At 60.8% G+C, this 17442-nt stretch carries 19 protein-coding genes; 9 read left to right on the top strand and 10 right to left on the bottom strand.

The genetic code is table 11. From position 1 onward, the window contains the following. Nucleotides 1–747 (top strand): aliphatic sulfonate ABC transporter substrate-binding protein (locus QMX88_RS19710; protein ID WP_282371915.1); only part of this gene is annotated, 747 nt, incomplete at its 5' end. 224 nt (nucleotides 748–971) lie between these two features. Here QMX88_RS19710 and QMX88_RS19705 read toward each other — a convergent pair. Beyond that, nucleotides 972–1229 carry a hypothetical protein gene (locus tag QMX88_RS19705; RefSeq protein WP_122534790.1) on the bottom strand — a complete coding sequence of 86 codons (258 nt, stop codon included), beginning with the start codon at nucleotides 1227–1229 and terminating at the stop codon, nucleotides 972–974. A 201-nt stretch (nucleotides 1230–1430) separates the two neighbouring features. Between QMX88_RS19705 and QMX88_RS19700 the strand changes: the two genes are divergently transcribed. After that, on the top strand, nucleotides 1431–1751 hold the full coding sequence (locus tag QMX88_RS19700) for a DUF883 family protein (RefSeq protein WP_282371914.1): 321 nt from the start codon (nucleotides 1431–1433) through the stop codon (nucleotides 1749–1751). Between the two features lie 72 nt (nucleotides 1752–1823). Here QMX88_RS19700 and QMX88_RS19695 read toward each other — a convergent pair whose 3' ends face one another. After that, nucleotides 1824–2177, bottom strand: a complete 354-nt coding sequence (locus QMX88_RS19695) for an SPOR domain-containing protein (protein WP_282371913.1) — start codon at nucleotides 2175–2177, stop codon at nucleotides 1824–1826. Nucleotides 2178–2505: 328 nt separating this feature from the next. Here QMX88_RS19695 and QMX88_RS19690 point away from each other — a divergent pair, with 328 nt between their 5' ends. The 5 genes from QMX88_RS19690 (at nucleotide 2506) to QMX88_RS19670 (ending at nucleotide 6899) form a co-directional block, all read left to right on the top strand. Further along, nucleotides 2506–3210 (top strand): paraquat-inducible protein A, encoded by a 705-nt coding sequence (locus QMX88_RS19690; protein ID WP_282371912.1) that lies wholly within the window; start codon nucleotides 2506–2508, stop codon nucleotides 3208–3210. After that, entirely contained in the window at nucleotides 3207–3824 is a 618-nt protein-coding gene (locus tag QMX88_RS19685) for a paraquat-inducible protein A (RefSeq protein ID WP_282371911.1), read from the top strand. The genes QMX88_RS19690 and QMX88_RS19685 overlap by 4 nt, the downstream gene beginning before the upstream one ends. Then, nucleotides 3814–5490 carry a PqiB family protein gene (locus tag QMX88_RS19680; protein ID WP_192172380.1) on the top strand — a complete coding sequence of 559 codons (1677 nt, stop codon included), beginning with the start codon at nucleotides 3814–3816 and terminating at the stop codon, nucleotides 5488–5490. The genes QMX88_RS19685 and QMX88_RS19680 overlap by 11 nt, the downstream gene beginning before the upstream one ends. Beyond that, entirely contained in the window at nucleotides 5487–6110 is a 624-nt protein-coding gene (locus QMX88_RS19675) for a PqiC family protein (RefSeq protein ID WP_282371910.1), read from the top strand. Before QMX88_RS19680 ends, QMX88_RS19675 begins: the two co-directional genes overlap by 4 nt. Before the next feature lie 318 nt (nucleotides 6111–6428). Then, entirely contained in the window at nucleotides 6429–6899 is a 471-nt protein-coding gene (locus QMX88_RS19670) for a helix-turn-helix domain-containing protein (protein ID WP_192172378.1), read from the top strand. 72 nt (nucleotides 6900–6971) lie between these two features. On the opposite strand, the gene araH is transcribed toward QMX88_RS19670, so the two are convergent. The 5 genes from araH to QMX88_RS19645 all read right to left on the bottom strand — a co-directional run bounded on the left by araH (nucleotide 6972) and on the right by QMX88_RS19645 (nucleotide 12446). Beyond that, a complete protein-coding gene (araH, locus tag QMX88_RS19665) occupies nucleotides 6972–7937 on the bottom strand; it encodes an L-arabinose ABC transporter permease AraH (RefSeq protein WP_166650464.1) in 966 nt (321 codons plus the stop codon). Between the two features lie 45 nt (nucleotides 7938–7982). Further along, nucleotides 7983–9512, bottom strand: a complete 1530-nt coding sequence (araG, locus tag QMX88_RS19660) for an L-arabinose ABC transporter ATP-binding protein AraG (protein WP_282371909.1) — start codon at nucleotides 9510–9512, stop codon at nucleotides 7983–7985. Nucleotides 9513–9605: 93 nt separating this feature from the next. Next, nucleotides 9606–10616 (bottom strand): substrate-binding domain-containing protein, encoded by a 1011-nt coding sequence (locus QMX88_RS19655; protein ID WP_282371908.1) that lies wholly within the window; start codon nucleotides 10614–10616, stop codon nucleotides 9606–9608. Nucleotides 10617–10780: 164 nt separating this feature from the next. Beyond that, nucleotides 10781–11659, bottom strand: a complete 879-nt coding sequence (locus tag QMX88_RS19650) for an SMP-30/gluconolactonase/LRE family protein (RefSeq protein WP_282371907.1) — start codon at nucleotides 11657–11659, stop codon at nucleotides 10781–10783. A 76-nt stretch (nucleotides 11660–11735) separates the two neighbouring features. Further along, nucleotides 11736–12446 (bottom strand): FadR/GntR family transcriptional regulator, encoded by a 711-nt coding sequence (locus QMX88_RS19645; protein WP_282371906.1) that lies wholly within the window; start codon nucleotides 12444–12446, stop codon nucleotides 11736–11738. Nucleotides 12447–12791: 345 nt separating this feature from the next. On the opposite strand from QMX88_RS19645, the gene QMX88_RS19640 reads away from it, so the two are divergent. Both QMX88_RS19640 and QMX88_RS19635 read left to right on the top strand, forming a co-directional pair. Continuing rightward, the gene (locus QMX88_RS19640) at nucleotides 12792–13934 is read left to right on the top strand and encodes an aldose epimerase family protein (protein WP_282371905.1); all 1143 of its coding nucleotides are present in this window, start codon (nucleotides 12792–12794) and stop codon (nucleotides 13932–13934) included. Between the two features lie 258 nt (nucleotides 13935–14192). Further along, a complete protein-coding gene (locus tag QMX88_RS19635; RefSeq protein ID WP_037011182.1) occupies nucleotides 14193–14417 on the top strand; it encodes a DUF6555 family protein in 225 nt (74 codons plus the stop codon). Between the two features lie 386 nt (nucleotides 14418–14803). Here QMX88_RS19635 and QMX88_RS19630 read toward each other — a convergent pair whose 3' ends face one another. The 3 genes from QMX88_RS19630 to psrA all read right to left on the bottom strand — a co-directional run bounded on the left by QMX88_RS19630 (nucleotide 14804) and on the right by psrA (nucleotide 17371). After that, nucleotides 14804–15544, bottom strand: a complete 741-nt coding sequence (locus tag QMX88_RS19630) for an S-methyl-5'-thioinosine phosphorylase (RefSeq protein WP_282371904.1) — start codon at nucleotides 15542–15544, stop codon at nucleotides 14804–14806. A 9-nt stretch (nucleotides 15545–15553) separates the two neighbouring features. Beyond that, nucleotides 15554–16555, bottom strand: a complete 1002-nt coding sequence (gene nagZ / locus QMX88_RS19625) for a beta-N-acetylhexosaminidase (protein ID WP_282371916.1) — start codon at nucleotides 16553–16555, stop codon at nucleotides 15554–15556. Between the two features lie 105 nt (nucleotides 16556–16660). Then, entirely contained in the window at nucleotides 16661–17371 is a 711-nt protein-coding gene (psrA, locus tag QMX88_RS19620) for a transcriptional regulator PsrA (protein ID WP_192172371.1), read from the bottom strand. Nucleotides 17372–17442 lie beyond the last annotated feature (71 nt).

Here is a 17442-nt window from a genome sequence, read left to right as displayed (position 1 = left end):
TTCCCGGCCGGGCCGCAGATGCTGGAGGCGTTGAATATCGGGGCGTGGGACGTGGGCTCCACCGGCGACATTCCGCCGCTGTTCGCCCAGGCCGCCGGCGCCGATCTGCTCTACATCGGCGCCGAGCCCGCCAAGCCGCAGGCTGAAACCCTGCTGGTCGCGGCCGACAGCCCGCTGCATCAGGTGGCGGACTTGAAGGGCAAAAAGGTGGCATTCCAGAAAGGCTCCAGCTCGCACAACCTGATCCTCCGCGCCCTGAACCATGCCGGGTTGAAGTACACGGACATTCAGCCGGTCTACCTCAGCCCGGCCGATGCCCGCGCGGCATTTGAGCAAGGCAGCGTCGATGCCTGGGCGATCTGGGAACCGTTTTCGTCGCTGGCCCTGAGCGGCGGTCGCGCCCGGCTGTTGGCGGACGGCACCGACCTGGGACTGTCCGGGCCGATCTACACGGCCAGACGTTCGTACGCCAGTGGGCACGGGGCGTTCATCAACGCATTGCTTGAACAGCTGACGAATGCCGAAGCGCTGACCCGCAGCCAGCGGCAGCTGAGCCTGGACGTGCTGACGCGGTCGATGGGGCTGCCCCAGGCGGTGATAGCCCGCTATATGGACAACCGCCCTGCCTCGCCGATCCTGCCGATCACCCCGCAGATCATTGCAGCGCAGCAGCAGACGGCCGATCTGTTCTTCGAAAACCATTTGCTGCCCAAACGCATTGACGTGAGCGCGGCGGCCAGGCCGTAGCCGTACGCTGTCAGTGGGACCGGCCGGAGCTGTAACTGTGGGGCCGGCTTTACGCTTTTAGTGGGACCGGCTTTAGCCGGGAAAGCGTCAGCCGCCACACCGAAAACACGGGCAAAAATGATGTCGCCAGGACTGGCCTATTCCCGGCTGAAGCCGGTCCCACTAAACCGCGCATGGCAGGACCGGCTTCAGCCGGAAAGGCGTCCGACGGGCTAAACCGAAACCTAACCCCGCGCCGCTGCCACCAGTCGATTGACCTCGGCGCGCACCATGTTGGCGTACTCCGGCGGCGACATGGCGTCGAGCTCACCGCGCACCCACTCCGACCATTTGCCCTTGCGCTTGGCCCGTTCGCCCATCAGCCGGGCGGCGTCACCTTTGGCCTTGCCCAGATTGCTCTGCCACAGATCGAACAGGCGGGACTTTTCGTCCTCGATCGCGGCACGTTCCGGAAGGGTTTTATTGGCCAGGTTGTAGCTCATGGTATGTACCTCGGTGGTCAAAACGAAACGCATAAACGGAGCCGGTGACGGGCTCGAAAAACGTCAGCATCTTACACCCGCCGACCGTGAATCCCGAACCCATTACGCGTACTTTTTGCCCGCTGGGAGAAATGCGCTGCAACTTTTCAGGCACTCAAAACTCCATTGCACACTGCCATAACCACTGAAAGGAAATTTGCCATGGCTCGTAAAACTGCTGCCCAAAACGCCGCTGTCGAACAGATCAAGGATCAAGCGTTCAGCGAACTGGCCGCCCTCATTGAAGAGTCCGACAAACTGCTCAAAGACAGCGCCTCTCTGGTCGGCGAAGAAGCCGATACCGTGCGTGCGCAACTGAGCCAGAAACTCAAGCAGGCGCTGGAATCCTTGGGCAGCGTGCGCGAACGCGCCAAACCAGCCGTTGATGCCACCGAAAACTACATCGGCGGCCACCCATGGCAGACCGTGGCAGTCTCGGCAGGCTTTGGTCTGGTAGTGGGTCTGTTGCTGGGCCGTCGTTGATTAACGACGTCTGACCTGGTAGCAAGATTGAATTTGGCCGGGGCATCGCGTGATGCCACCGGCTTCAAACCCTCAAGACCTCGGCGCGATCACTTCCAGCTGTGACAGGCGATGGCCCTTGACCATCGCGGCATCGATCTCTGTCTTGGCATTCTCGGCATCCGCCTGAGACTCGAACGGTCCGATCATCACCACTTCCCTGCCATCGACCTTCACCACATAAGACGGGTAATGGTGCTCGACCAGCCAGTAGGTCATGTCGCTCAGCGCTTCTTTCAAATGGACACGAATGGTCCATTGCTGCGAAGCCGGCGTCGGTGCTTCCGCGGTCGAATCAGTGCTCGGAACCTGGGCGGGCGTCGCCGGCTTGCCGCCATCACAACCCGCCAGCATCAACACCGCCACCATCATTGCCATCTTGCGCACGTCTGTCGCTCCTCGTTTGAAGTGGCGGGAGTCTATCACCGCAGACAGGCGGGAGTTGTAACGGCCCGACGCTACACCGCCGGCCTACAGCAATGGACCCGCATTCAAGCCTCCCCGCTCACAAAGCCCTGAAAAGTTTGCTGCCCGCTCCACAAATAACCGAACCCGATGATGGCACTGTGGTCAATCTCTCAAGTCATTTCCCAGGCGCACCATTCATGGCGTTCACTTCAGCTAATGCGAGCCTGCGCTTCGCCGACAGTGTATCGTTGCCAGCCCGCCACCCAGGCGCGCAATCCACGAAAGCCGATCTATCGTGAACACACCCATGACTCCCGCGACACCCGCGCCGATGACTGACACCTCTCACCGCCAGGCTCACGCATTCGGGCAGCCGCCCGCTCCAGCGATCGCCGAGGCGCAGACCCGCGCCGATCAGTGGATCATCTGTGAGCATTGCGACTCGGTCTATGAGGCCCTGCCACTGAACAAAGGCGAGGCTGCCTACTGCTTGCGCTGCGCCGCGATTCTTCGCCGCAGTCACCGGATGACCGTCGAGCAACTGCTCGCCCTGACCATCGCCGCCTGCGTCCTGTTCATCTTCGCCAACGTATTCCCGGTCATCAGCATCAGCATGCAGGGCCTGCACAACGAGGTGACGCTGTGGGGTTCGGTTCAGGCGCTGGCCCAGGGGCAGATCACGCTGATCGCGCTGGTCGCGGGACTGGCCATCATTCTCGCGCCAGCGCTGCAGATTGCCTTGCTGTTCTGGGTGCTGGCCCACGCCCATCGCGGCGAGATCGCCCCCGGCTTCAAGATGTGCATGCGCACCCTCGAACACCTGCGCCCCTGGAGCATGCTGGAGGTGTGCCTGCTGGGGATTCTGGTGGCCATCGTCAAACTGGCGGGCATGCTGGACGTGCACGCGGGCGTCGGCCTCTGGGCCATGGCGATGCTGATGGTGCTGATCGTACTGATCGCCGGCAAAGACATCCGCCGTCTGTGGGACGAATTGGGAGTCGGACCTGAATGAACGGCATTCCCTACGCCCGCGAGTACAAAGTCACCCTGTGTCACATCTGCAGTTACGTCTGCCCGGAAGACGCCCATGAATGCCCGCGCTGCGATTCACCGGTGCATCGGCGCAAGCCCAACAGCCTGACGCGGACCTGGGCCTTTCTGATTGCGGGGCTGATCTTCTACCTCCCGGCCAACCTGTTGCCGGTGATGTACACGACCATGCTCGGCAGCAGCAGCGAGAACACCATCATGAGCGGGGTCATCGAGTTCGCCGAAGGCGGCTCGTGGGACATCGCCATTCTGATTTTCATCGCCAGTGTGGTCGTGCCCTGCATCAAGTTTCTGGTGCTGGGGCTGTTACTGATCACGTGCCAGCGCCGCAGCACCTGGGCGATGCGCGAGCGTTCGCGGTTGTTCCGCTTCATTGAACTGATCGGCTACTGGTCCATGCTTGACGTGCTGGTGGTGGCGCTGGTGGCAGCGCTGGTGCAGTTTCGCGGGCTCAGCACCATCGAGCCGCGCCTTGGCATTCTGTTTTTTGGTTTGGTGGTGGTGATGACCATGCTTGCCGCCATGACGTTCGATCCCCGGCTAATCTGGGACGCAGAGGTTGAAGATGTCCGATAACACCCTACCCCCCTCCCCGCCGACCCGACCGCAGGTCAAGGCCCGCAAGGTGCGCGTTTCGCTGGTCTGGCTGGTGCCGATCGTCGCTGCCCTGATCGGCCTGTCGATGGTGGTTCATGACTTCCTCAACGTCGGCCCCAAAGTGGTGGTGAGCTTCCTCACGGCCGAGGGTCTGGAAGCCAAGAAAACCCAGGTCAAGTACAAGAACGTGGTCATCGGCATGGTCACCGACATCGAACTCAGCGATGACCGAACCCACGTGCTGGCGAGCATCGACCTGAACCAGTCGGCCGCGCCCTTCACCCGCGCCGACACGCAGTACTGGGTGGTGCGTCCGCGCATCGGCGCCCACGGCGTCACCGGCGTCGACACCCTGTTGTCGGGTGCTTTCATCGGCGCTGACGCCGGCAGCTCGGAAGAAACCAAAAAAGATTTCACCGGTCTGGAAACCCCGCCGGCCGTGACCTTCGGCGAGAAAGGCAAGCGCTTCATTCTGCACACCGACGACCTTGGCTCTCTGGACATCGGCTCGCCGGTGTACTTCCGCCGCATTCAGGTGGGTCAGGTGGTGGCCTACGAACTGGCGAAGGACGGCAAGGGCGTGGACGTCGAAATCTTCGTCGGCGCGCCAAACGATCAATTCGTCCTCGACGATTCACGCTTCTGGAACGCCAGCGGGGTAGACGTCACCCTCGGTGCTTCGGGCCTGAAAGTGTCGACCCAGTCCATGGCCTCGATCCTCTCCGGCGGTATCGCCTTCCGCGAACCCAAATACAGCCCGGACGCCAAACCAGCAAACGGCAACGCCGAATTCAAACTGTTCGAAGACCAGGCCACTGCACTGGCGCCGCCCGATGGCGAACCCAAATACATCCGCATGCGCTTCAACCAGTCGCTGCGCGGCCTGGTGGTCAATGCGCCGGTGGACTTCCTCGGCGTCAACGTGGGCCGCGTCGTGTCGGTGGACCTCGACTACGACCCGGCCACGGGCACGTTCCCCGGCATCGTTGGCGCGGTGATCTATCCGCAACGTCTGGGCGCAGCCAATGACAAGCTGAAGCAGCAGGCCGGCGGTGGCGATGACGAAGAACAGACCTCCAGGATCCTCGGCCAGTTCGTTGAGCGCGGACTGCGGGCGCAGGTGCGCACCGGCAACCTGCTGACCGGCCAGCTTTACGTCGCGATGGATTTCGATCCGAAAGCGGCGAAGATTGCCTACAACGCCAAGGCACGGCCGCTGGAGATCCCGACCGTGCCCGGCAGCTTCGACAAACTGCAGGAGCAATTGCAGGCGTTCGTCGACAAGCTCGGCAAAATCCCCCTCGACGACCTGGCGAAGAACCTCAACGGCAGCCTGATCGAACTTCAGAAAACCATGAAGCAGGTCAACAGCGACGTCTTGCCTCAGATGCGCGGCGCCTTGCAGCAAGCGCAGAAAACCCTGGGCACGGCCAACGAAGCGCTGTCGGATGACTCGCCAGCGCGTCAGCAACTGGGTCAGGCCATGGACGAAGTCCAGCGCACGGCGCGCTCGGTTCGCGTGTTGACCGACTTCCTCAGCCGCCATCCCGAATCCCTGATTCGCGGTCGCACCGGCGATGCGGCGCCCGGCTCGTACAAAGGATCTTCCTCTTCCCGCGAAATCGCTCCGGAGCCTGCTCAATGACCTTGCGTAACTCTCTTCTTGCCCTGGCCTGCGTGCTGGGGGTGACAGCCTGTGCTTCCACGCCAACCCATTACTACACGTTGATCGCGCCCGCGACCCAGGCTCCGGGGAATGCAAGTCCGGCGCCGTTCCAGTTTGAAATGCAGGCGGTGCTCATGGCGGTGCAGGTCGATCAGCCGCCGCTGGTCATCCGCCAGGGCAACGGCAGTCTGGCGATTCTGGAGAATGAGCGCTGGGGCGCGCCGTTGGGCGATGAGTTCCATGACGCGTTGACCGGCCAGCTCGAACGCCGCTTCGGGTCCCGAGACCTGGCGGGCTTGCCTAAACAAAGTGACCAGCCAGTGCTGTCGGTTCGCACTGACGTACGTCGCTTTGAGTCGGTACTGGACCAATACGCACTGATCGACGTGGTCTGGAACCTGAGCCTGCGCGGCAGCGGTGCCGGTCCGGGTAGCAAGCGGCAGACCCTCACCTGCAGCAGCGTCATTCGGCAACCGGCGGGCACCGGCATGGAAAGTCTGGTGGTCGCGCACCAGAAGGCTGTCTCGACGTTGGCCGATACCATCGCCCGGACCGCCACACAATGGGCGCGCCAATCCGACGCCCGCTGCCCGTCCTGACATCGAAAAAGCCGGGGCTCCAAGCCCCCCGGCCGTTCGCCGACCCGCCTTTTTCTCAGGACACTATTCAAAAACGCCCGCAAGTGACATCAAAAAATCTTCATTCGGATAGTTATCATACAACCGTTTGAGAAAACTCCTACAAGCCGGTATGTTTGGATCCTCTTTCCCACCGGATGGCAGTATTGTTCGGGGTGAATAGATAAAACCGCCTAAGCTGCACCCGTTTGCGTTGATCTGCTCATGCTCCTGTCGAGTCGATCCAGGAAGTCGCAACCAGCAGCTTAATGTCAGGGATCGTCAAATGGAGTTGAGCACATGAAAGGCATTGGCCTGAGACTCAGGCAGGAACGCAACAGACTGAAGCTGTCACAGAGCGCATTGGGCGCAATCGGAGGCGTCGAGACCAACGCGCAGGGCAATTACGAGAATGGCACCCGGTCGCCGAAAGCCGATTATCTGCTACGCATCGCCGAGGCCGGTGTCGACCTGAACTACGTCATGAGTGGCAACAGAGCATCGCCGGACGCAGTAAACAGATCACTGGTGATCGATCCTGAGGAAAGGCCGGATGTCTATCCCCATCTGACCAAAGTCACCCATCAGTTGCACCGTAATTTATACGGACTCATTGAGGCATCGCTGCAGCTGACGCAACTCATCGAAGTGCGCAACCACGACGCCCGGTTCAGCGAGGCAAAGGTGCAGCTGGAGACGATCCGGGTTGAAGCGCAGTCGCTGGCCCAGGCCACGATGAAGTTGATCTTCGAGACCTCGAAGCTGGTATAGGGCGGCTTCGCAGGAGATGAGGCTGTGTGGGGGGGACGCCTCCCCACACAGCGAACGACTGAGGACTTCGAATCAGCGACGCTTCAACCGGTCGATGATCACCGCGAGCAACAGGATCGTGCCGCGAATCACATACTGGTAAAACGTGTCGATATTCTTCAGGTTCATGGCGTTCTCGATGATTGCCAGAATCAACACCCCGGCGATGACATGGCGAATCATGCCGATGCCGCCGCTCAGGGACACCCCGCCCAGTACGCACGCGGAAATCACCGTCAGCTCGAAGCCCTGACCGATCATGGGCTGACCCGAGGTCATGCGCGAGGCCAGCACCACACCGGCCAACGCACCAATCAAGCCATGCACGGCGAAGATGATGATCTTGGTCCGGTCAACGTGAACGCCTGCCAGCAACGCCGCTTCCTGGTTGCCACCGATGGCCAGCGTGTTGCGGCCGTAGGTGGTGTAATTCAGCAGCCAGCCGAAGAATACAAAGCACACGATCGTGATCAGGATCGGCACCGGCACGCCGAACAGCTGACCGTTGCCGAACACGAAGAAGGCCTCGTCGCCAACGCCCACCGCTTTACCGTTGGAGAAGATGTAGGCCAGGCCGCGGACGATCTGCATGGTCGCCAGCGTGGTAATCAGCGCGTTAATGCGCAGCTTGGCGATGACGATGCCGTTGATCAGACCGACCAGCAAGCCCATGGCCAGCGCCGCCGATACGCCCAGAAACACGCTGTCGGTGTCGCGAATCACGATCCCGGCAATGACGCCAGAGCATGCCAGCACCGAACCGACCGACAGGTCGAAATGCCCGGAGGCCAGGCAGTAGAGCATGGTGCAGGCGGCGATGCCGACCGTGGAAATCGCCAGGCCCAGGCCGCGCATGTTCAGCGGCGACATAAAGTTGTCGATCAGCAGCGCACAGAGCACAAAAATGCCCAGGGCGGCCATGAGCATGGCCCAGTCGTCGACGAATCGACGCAGGTTCATGCCTTGGCGGGGAGCCGTCAGGCTGGATTCGGTAGACATACGCACCTCGTTCTTATTTTTCATAGCCAGTGTTAATAGCCAGGTTCAACCGCGGGTACGCGGCAATGCCAGTTGCAGAAGACGCTGTTCATTAGCCTCTTCGCGGGACAGCTCGCCGGTGATGGCGCCTTCACTCATGACCAGAATCCGATCGGAAATCCCCATGACCTCCATCAGGTCGCTGGACACTACGATGACCGCGATGCCATCAGCGGCGAGGTTGTGGATGATCTGATAGATCTCGGATTTAGCGCCGATGTCGATGCCTCGAGTGGGCTCGTCCAGCAACAGCACCTTCATCGGCATCGACAGCCAGCGGCCCAGAATGGCCTTCTGCTGATTGCCGCCCGACAGAAACAGCATCTGCTGCTCAGGCGAAGGCGTCTTGACGTTCATCGATTTGATCTGATGCCGGGCGTTGTCACGCTCCCAGCGCCCCTGGATCAGGCAACCCAGGCTGACGTGCCGAGGCCGCGCACCGATGTTGATGTTTTCGGCGACGCTGGACAGCGGCACGATGCCTTCTTTCTTGCGGTCTTCCGGGCACAACAGAATGCCGGCGTCGATGGCGTCCCGGGGCGAACGCAGGTTCAGCGGTTTGCCTTCCAGCTGCAAGGTTCCGGCCTGACTGCGCGTCAGCCCCGAAAGCATGCGAAACATCTCCGTTCGACCGGCACCGACCAGGCCAAAGAAGCCGAGGATCTCGCCCTTCTCCACCGCAAAACTGGCGGGCTCCTGCAGGCCCGGGCCCATCAGGCCGGTCACTCGCAGGCTCGGTCCCTGATGCTGGCGCGTGCGGTAGTTGTAGATGTCCTGGATGTCGCGCCCGACCATGCAGGTGACGAGGCGGTCATGGTCCAGATCGGCCATGTCCTCGAAGGTGCGGACGAAGCGGCCGTCCTTGAACACGGTCACGGCGTCACAGACGCGGAAGATTTCTTCCATGCGGTGAGAGACATAGAGAATGACCCGACCTTCGTCCCGCAGCCGGGTGATGATCGCCATCAGCCGATCGATCTCCCGCGCCGAGAGGCTGCTGGTGGGCTCGTCGAAGGCGATGACGTGGGCATTGCGCGACATGGCCTTGGCGATTTCCACCAGTTGCCGCTGCCCCAGAGAGAGATAACCCAGGCGCGTGTTCGGGTCGATCTCGTCGGCCAGGCCTTTGAGCAACTCCCGCGCGCGCCGGACCATGGCCCGACGGTTGATCATGCCCCAGCGATTGGGCATGTGACCGAGCAGCAGGTTTTCCGCCACCGACATTTCCGGAACCAGGTGCAGTTCCTGGTGAATCACCGCGACGCCGGCCGCGATGCTGTCTGCGGTGGATTTGAACGCCAGATGCTGATCGCCGATCTGCAGATCGCCGCTGTTGGGCTGGTACGAGCCGCCGAGAATCTTCAGCAGCGTCGATTTACCTGCGCCATTCTCGCCCATCAGCGCATGAACGCTGCCTGGCCGAGCTTCGAAATTGATGTCCGACAGCGCCTTCACACCGGGGAAGGTTTTGCCGATCCCGTTGAAACGCAGGCTGCCGCCATGCTGAATCTGTTGCTGAACCGATGCCTGTTGCATGAACCACCTCCACCCCGCCCCACCCTTGCCGGGTGGGACGGGGCCTCGCAGATATCCGCCTGATTTTCAGGCGTCCCGACTCGACTGCCGCGCTTACTTGTACAGACCGATCTTGGTCAGCACGTCCTTGAAGTTGGCGCGGGTGATCAGCGTCACGTCGTCCATCGCGGTGTATTTCGCAGGTTCTTTGCCGGTGGTGACCCACTCATACATCTGCAGGGCAGTGTTGTAGCCTTCTTTGTCGGGGCTGGGCAGCATCGACCCGAAGAAGCCGCTTTCCTTCTTCTTCAGCTCATCGATGGCGTCAGTGCCGTTGATGCCGATGCCGATCACGTTGGCCGCGGTGAAGCCAGCACCCGCTGTGGCGCGCACGCCGCCCAGAACGGTGTTGTCGTTCATGCCGCCGATGATGAGGTTTTTCGCCCCGCTTGGCAGTTTGGGCAGGGCCGCACCGGTGGAGTCCATGCTGCCTGGCACGTCGAGGGTCTTTTGCGGCGCGAAGAGGATGTGATCCTCAGGCAGACCGGCTTTCTTCAAGGCGTCCACCGAGCCGTCGGTGCGCTTCTTGCCGGTGTCCAGCTCGTTGTAGGTGTTGATGATCGCGTAGGTTTCTTTCCAGTCCCACTTGCGGTTCTTCGCTTCGTCGGCCATGGCCGCGCCCTGTTTCTGGCCGACTTCGAACGCGGCCATCCCCAGATACGGCACGTCTTCCATAAACTTGCCTTTGGCGTCGACGAAACGGTCATCGACAGCCATGACTTTCAAATCGTTGGCCTTTGCTTTGGCGACGATGGACGGGCCGAGGGAAACATCAGGCGGGCAGATGACAAAACCTTTGGCGCCGTTGGCGGCGAGGCTGTCGATGGCAGAAAGGGTTTTTTCACCGTCGGGAACGGCGATTTTGATGACTTCGAAACCGTGGTCTTTACCGGCCTTTTCGGCAAACTGCCATTCGGTCTGGAACCAGGGCTCTTCAGCCTGCTTGACCAGAAAACCGATCTTGACCTTTTCGACGTCAGCGGCGGATACACCGGCGCTCATGCCCAGAATGGCGGTGGCAACAGCAGCACAGCACAGGGAACGAATCCCGTGGCGACTCAACATAGCTAACTCCTTATTTTTATTGACTAGCTACAGCGTTCAGCAGTGAGTGTCAGAGCGGCATGCAGCAGAAAACACCGCGCGCCGATCGACTGAAAACAGTCATATCATATTATCAATGAAGCCTATGTAACCGAGTGTCACACCTCGACGACGCAGGGTTTGGCTCACCCCGCAAAGCGGTGCGAGGCCATGCCCTTGATGCCAATTTCCATCTGAATCACAGCTCCATCCAGCGCCAGCACGCCTTCTGCAGGTCGCGCGCTGGTGACAAACAACGTGGTCATGTCCGGCCCGCCGAATACGCAGCTGGTCGGATGACTGACCGGCAGCTCGAAGATCCGGTCAACGCTGCCATCGGGGGCAAAACGGATCAGGCAGCCGCCACCCCAGCGGGCGTTCCAGACAAAACCGTCTTCGTCCATCGCCGAGCCGTCGGGTGCGCCGCGAGAATGCTCATGGGCCCAGACCTCGCGGTCGCCCAAAGAGTGATCGTCGTTGATCGGGTAACGATAGATCACGCCGTCCAGAGTATCGGCGGTCAGTACGGCAAAATCGTTTTCTGGCCAGACCAGCGTGTTGACGATGCCTTGCCCACTGAGCAGAGGCGCGACTGAGGCATCACCGTCGACGCGGTAAAGCCCGCCGGATCGACGCTCGATCGGCAGGTCACCGCCCTCCTCGTCCAGGTTGTTCTGCATGGTCCCCAGCCAGAGACGGCCGTGCCGGTCGCAACGGGCTTCGTTGGCACGGTTGCCGGGCACGGGATCGGCGGCGCACAGCAGGGAAGTAACCGGTTTGTCGGACGGGGAATCAAGGTCGAGACGATGGACGCCGCTGGCCAGGGTGACCAATGCGTCGCCTGCCGTGGTGGGTATGAAGGCGGAGACCGGTTCGCTGAACTGCCAGTGGGACACCTCACCAGCGTGCAGGCGCAACGCGCGGAAGCCGGCAATGTCGACCCAGTACAACGCTTGGTGGGCGTGGTCCCAGAACGGCCCTTCGGCCAATTTGAAACGCTGGTCGCAGACCGGCAGCCATTTCATGGAAAATTTCCTGCTTATTATTGTAGGTCCGTGAGCCACTCAAAAAGCTCACCTGTAAAACGTCAAACGTGCCTGCTCAGCAATAGCGCGACAACGGTTGCTCCCGTGAACGCGCAATCACCTCACCGGCGTTTTCGATCAGACTCATGCAGGCCCAGACACCCCGCGCCGAATCACGGTTGGCAATGGCATCCGCCAGATCCTTGTGCAACGGCAAGGTTCTGCCGAGCTCCCCGGGTACCGCCGACGACACTTCGAACGAGATCGCCAGCAATGCACCCAGCGCCGGCAACATCTGCTCGATGAACTGGTTATGACTCGCCGCGAGCACCGCTTCATGGAAGCGCTGATCCGCCGCGTTGTAATCACTCGAATCCGCCACGCTGGCCGCCAGCCGAACATAAGCTACCTGAATCCCGGCAATCTGCTCCGGTGTCGCCCTTTCACAGGCCCAACGCACGGCCATCGGTTCAATGGCGCGCCTCAAATCCAGCAGGTCCAGCACAAAACTCTCCGGCAGGCCTTTCGCCGCCAGCCATCCCACGACCTGCGGGTCAAACAGATTCCAGCTGCGCACCGGCAATACCCGCGTGCCCACCTTGGGTCCGACCTCCAGCAACCCTTTGGCCACCAAGGTCTTGATGGCTTCGCGAATCACCGTCCGGCTGACCCCGAATTCTTCGCCCAACGCCGCTTCAACCTTCAGCGACTGTCCCGGCATCACATTGCCTTGAGCAATCCAGGCTCCCAGGCGGTCTACCGTCGACGCGTGAAAACTGCTGCTCATTGATCCGCCCCTGTTCGCGGTGTGTTCCGCAAATCGAGGCTAATGATCATACGATTAGGCGTCAATCACCTGTACAGAAGGCCATTCCTGGGCTAGACCTTCCCGCATCGGGACGGACACTGCCTTTCGCCAAATAGTATTACAATTTATTTTTAAAGCGAGTGCTTTTGATCTATAACTCGAAATATCGGGGCCTTCCAAGCTGAATAGTATGACCAATCGCTGAATCCAGGCCATTGACCTACTCCTTGGCGGTAGCGCTTCGAGTAATGAGGCTGATGCCTTCGGGCAACACCCCCGAAATACTCACCACAACACGCCTATAAAAACAAAAGGATCGACGCAATGAGAAAGACGCTTATCCCTGCCCTGGGCCTGTCGCTGATGGCCGCCGCGCTGCAAGTGCACGCCGCCGGACTGTCTACTGAACACGGCGCCTTCGGCAAACTCGCCGACGGCACCCCGGTCGAGAAATACACCCTGCGCAACAGCAAAGGCATGCAGGCCACGGTGATCACCTATGGCGGCACGCTGCAATCGCTGCTGGTCCCGGACAAGCACGGCAAGGCTGAGGATGTGGTACTGGGCTTCGATGACGTGGACGGCTACGTCAAAGGCACCGCATTCTTCGGGGCCACCATTGGCCGCTTCGGCAATCGTCTGGCAGGCGGCAAGTTCTCTCTGGATGGCAAGAGCTATCAGGTGCCGCTGAACGATAAGACCAATTCACTGCACGGCGGGCCGAAGGGCTTCGACAAGCAGATCTGGAAGGCTGAGGAGGTCAAGGACAAAGGCTCGGTCGGGGTCAAGCTGACGTACGTCTCGGTCGATGGCGAGATGGGCTTCCCCGGTACGCTGAAAACCGAAGTCACCTACAGCCTGAACGACAAGAACGAGCTGCGCATCCAGTACCACGCGACGACGGACAAACCGACCGTCCTCAACCTCACCAACCACAGCTACTTCAACCTGGCCGGCGCGGGTAACGGCGACATCCTGGATCAGGTGGCGGTGGTGCACGCTGCGCATTACACGCCGGTCAACGAGACGCTGATCCCGACCGGCGAGCTGCCGCCAGTCGCCGGCACACCGTTTGACTTCCTCAAGCCGGTCGCCTTCGGCAAGCGCATCCGTGAAGACAACCAGCAGCTCAAGTTCGCTGAAGCGACCCAGGGCGGCTACGACCACAACTGGGTGCTCGACACCAAGGGCAAGCTGTCGAATCTGGCCGCGGACGTGGTCGATCCGAAGTCGGGTCGCCGTCTGCAGCTGTTTACCACCGAGCCTGGGGTTCAGCTGTACACGGGCAACTTCCTCGACGGCACCGTCAAGGGCAAGGCCGGCAAGATCTATCCGCATTGGGGCGCGTTCACGCTGGAAACCCAGCACTATCCGGACTCGCCTAACCAGCCGGCCTTCCCTTCCACGCGTCTGGACCCTGGCAAGGCTTACACCCAGACCACTGTGTTCAAATTCCTGACCAAGTGATCGTTTGAGTGTAAAACCGACGCGGCAGGGCGACTTCAAACGTCGCTTCTGTCGCACCGGCCACTGCTTCAAGCCGCCATACCGTCACTGAAACCGCTCAAAACCGGGTGTGCCATTCATTTGTGAGGGTTAAAGACCTTGGGATCATCGTTCTGTACTAAAGCTAACCATTTGGCTTAGAACGGTGATTTCGAGTGAATTTTCCTGACGGTGACGACTCAGTTACAAAGAGAGTGACTGATAGGGAGGTTTGCAAGCGTGGCACAGTACAAGCATTTCAGAATCGATTACCTGCTGCATGGCAGCTACAAAAGCTTCTACATCAGCGCTGAAGCCATGGACAACGCATCTGCCTGGCACTGGGCGTCGGTGGATGCCGGGTTTGGTCAGATTCCCAAATACCGCTCCGACCGGGTGCCGAAAGTGACCAAGCCAAAAGCCGAGCAACTGGGCTTGACCGATGTTGAGTGGGCTGAATCCTGATCAACCCATCATGGCTTCTTCTCCTCTGAGTTTTCGCTGAACTCCCACCTGACTTTCCCCTGCGGAAATCTGCCTCGGCGGCGCGTCATCCTCGGCGCGCTGGCGGGCAGTCCAATGCCTGCCCCCCTCGCTTAACCCCGCCCTTTCGAAGCTTGATCTGAAGGGAATTCTGACCATTAACTCGCTTCATCGACGCCATTGGCAAACCTGATCATTAAACGACCATTGCCGCTAACGCCTTGCAATCACTGGCTTACAGAAACTTATCCACAGAGATATTCACGCTTTCCGTGGACAACTATTTCAACGATATAGCGTTGACTTTGTTGCCCTTTCCGGCCTAGCCAGCGTTGGGAGAAAGCCCTCCAAACCCACGATTTCAGGCCTCAAGCGGCGCTGAGCACTCGCGCCAATGTCGCCTTGACCTTGCCGATGCCATCGTGCAAAGCCTGCTCGATTTCCGCCATCGTGATGACCGCCGCCGACTTGCCGGCGGCCGGATTCACGACCAGCGCCAGGCAGGCATATTCCAGCTCAAGCTCACGCGCCAGTGCAGCTTCCGGCATGCCGGTCATGCCAACGATGTCGCAGCCGTCTCGCTCGAGCCGCGCAATCTCGGCCACTGTTTCCAGCCGGGGTCCCTGGGTGCAGGCATACACGCCGAAATCGCTGTGGGCGCAGCCTTCGGCCGCCAGCGCGGCAATCAGTCGAGCCCGCAATGGCGCGCTGTAGGGGAAGCTGAAATCGATGTGGGTCACGTGCTCAAGGTCATCGGCAAAGAACGTGTGCTCGCGACCGCTGGTGTAGTCCACCAGATCGTGGGGGACACAGAAATGGCCAGTACCCATGTCAGGGTGAATCCCGCCCACGGCGTTGACCGTCAGGATCGCTTCGGCGCCGGCCTGCTTCAGGGCCCAGATGTTGGCGCGGTAGTTGACCTTGTGCGGCGGAAAGCGGTGCGGGTGCCCGTGACGAGCCAGGAACATCACCTCACGGCCGGCGTATTCGCCGAGATGGATATCGCCTGACGGCGCGCCGTATGGGGTATTCACTGACAAGGACTGACGGATCGTCAGCCCTTCGAGTTGGGTCAGGCCGGTGCCGCCGATAATCGCGTAAACAGTCATGGGAGTTCCTTATTCGATCAGTTGAGCGGCGCGCAGGGCGGTCAGCGCCGCCAGCCAGCGGGGATGCTGCCGGTATTCGGTGGACGCCATGACCTGCCCGCGCATTCTGTGAAGCCGCGCCGCCGGCGGCGAGACCTTCAAGCGCTGCGCCGCGCTCAATGCCAACTCAGCCGCCGCGCGGTCGTTGCACACCAGGCCCATGTCACAGCCGGCCGTAAGCGCCGCCTCGATGCGACTGGCGGCGTCACCCACGACATGGGCGCCAGCCATCGACAGGTCATCGCTGAAAATCACGCCATCGAAACCCAGCTCGCCGCGCAGGATGTCCTGCAGCCAGCGGCGGGAAAAGCCTGCCGGCTGCGAATCGACCTGGGGATAGATCACGTGGGCGGGCATGACCGCTGCGAGGTGTTTGCTCAAGCGCTGAAAAGGCACCAGGTCACTGGCACGGATCGTTTCAAGACTGCGCTCGTCATTGGGGATGGCCACGTGGGAGTCGGCCTCGGCCCAGCCGTGCCCGGGGAAATGCTTGCCGGTCGCCGCCATGCCCGCTGCGTTCATGCCACGGATAAAAGCGCCGGCCAGTAGCGCCGCGCGCTCGGGATCGCCTTCGAACGACCGGGTGCCGACGACCGCGCTGCGCTGATAATCCAGATCCAGTACCGGCGCAAAGCTGAGGTCCAGCCCCACCGCCAGCACTTCGGTTGCCATCAGCCAGCCGCAATGCTCGGCGAGGCTTTCTGCATTCGGATGGCCGGCAATGGCGCGCATCGGCGGCAACCGCACAAAGCCCTGGCGCAGGCGCTGGACACGTCCACCCTCTTGATCGACAGCGAGCAGCAACTCGGGACGAATGGCACGGATGGATGCGCAGAGTTCACGAACTTGCCGTGGGCTCTCGATGTTGCGCGCGAAAATAATCAGGCCGCCCACTTCGGGCTGACGCAGAAACTGACGGTCTTCGGAGGTCAGCCAGGTACCGGCGACGTCCACCATCAGGGAGCCTTGCAGGCCAGAACTCATAGGAAGATCCTTCAACAACCAATGCTCAGGCCGGCATGGTGCGGGATCGAAGGATGTGATGCAAATTACGCCACCGCCAGCCGGTGGCGCGCCTCAGACCTTGGCAGGTGCCGGTGTCGAGGTTTTGGTACGGGGCCGAAGTTGCGCGGTGAGCATGGCCGTGTCGGTGACGCCCGTTTCGGCGCGCATGCCGGCCGCCAGAAACGGCACCATCAGGCGCATGACCTGCTCGATGGACGTGTTGACCCCGAAATCGGTCTCCGCAATGGCCCGCAGCGCCTTGATGCCGGACATGCTGAAGGCCGCAGCGCCCAACATGAAGTGGACCCGCCAGAACAGCTCGATAGGGGGAATGCGCGGCGCTGCTTCGTTGACGAGCAGCATGTAACGGCGGAACACCTTGCCATACATGTCTTCGAGATAACGCCGCAAGTGGCCCTGGCTCTGACTGAACGCGAGGCCCAGCAGGCGCATGAAGATGGACAGGTCATTGTTGCTGCGCGGCTGAACCACCAGCGCCTGCTCAACGAGGATTTCAAGAAGCTCTTCAAGGGTCGGCTTGTGTTCAGGCTTGGCCTGGCGGCGCTCCAGCTCGCGGTCGAGACTGACGCAGAACGGCCCGAGGAAGCGGGAGAACACCGCTTGAATAAGTGCCTTCTTGGAACCGAAGTGGTAATTCACCGCTGCCAGATTGACTGACGCCTTGCTGGTGATCAGCCGCAACGAGGTTTCGGCAAAACCTTTCTCGGCAAATAGCTGCTCCGCTGCATCGAGAATTCGTTCAACTGTTTCCGACTGAGCCATGGTTCAACGCCTGACAAACACGTGTTTGAAACATACGTTTCATACACAGCACTGTCAACCCTGAGCGTCCC

This window comes from Pseudomonas sp. PS02290, assembly GCF_029960075.1.
Taxonomy (GTDB): Bacteria; Pseudomonadota; Gammaproteobacteria; order Pseudomonadales; family Pseudomonadaceae; genus Aquipseudomonas.
The sequence above is the reverse complement of the archived record's forward strand: the minus strand, read 5'-3'. Positions and strand labels throughout refer to the sequence as shown.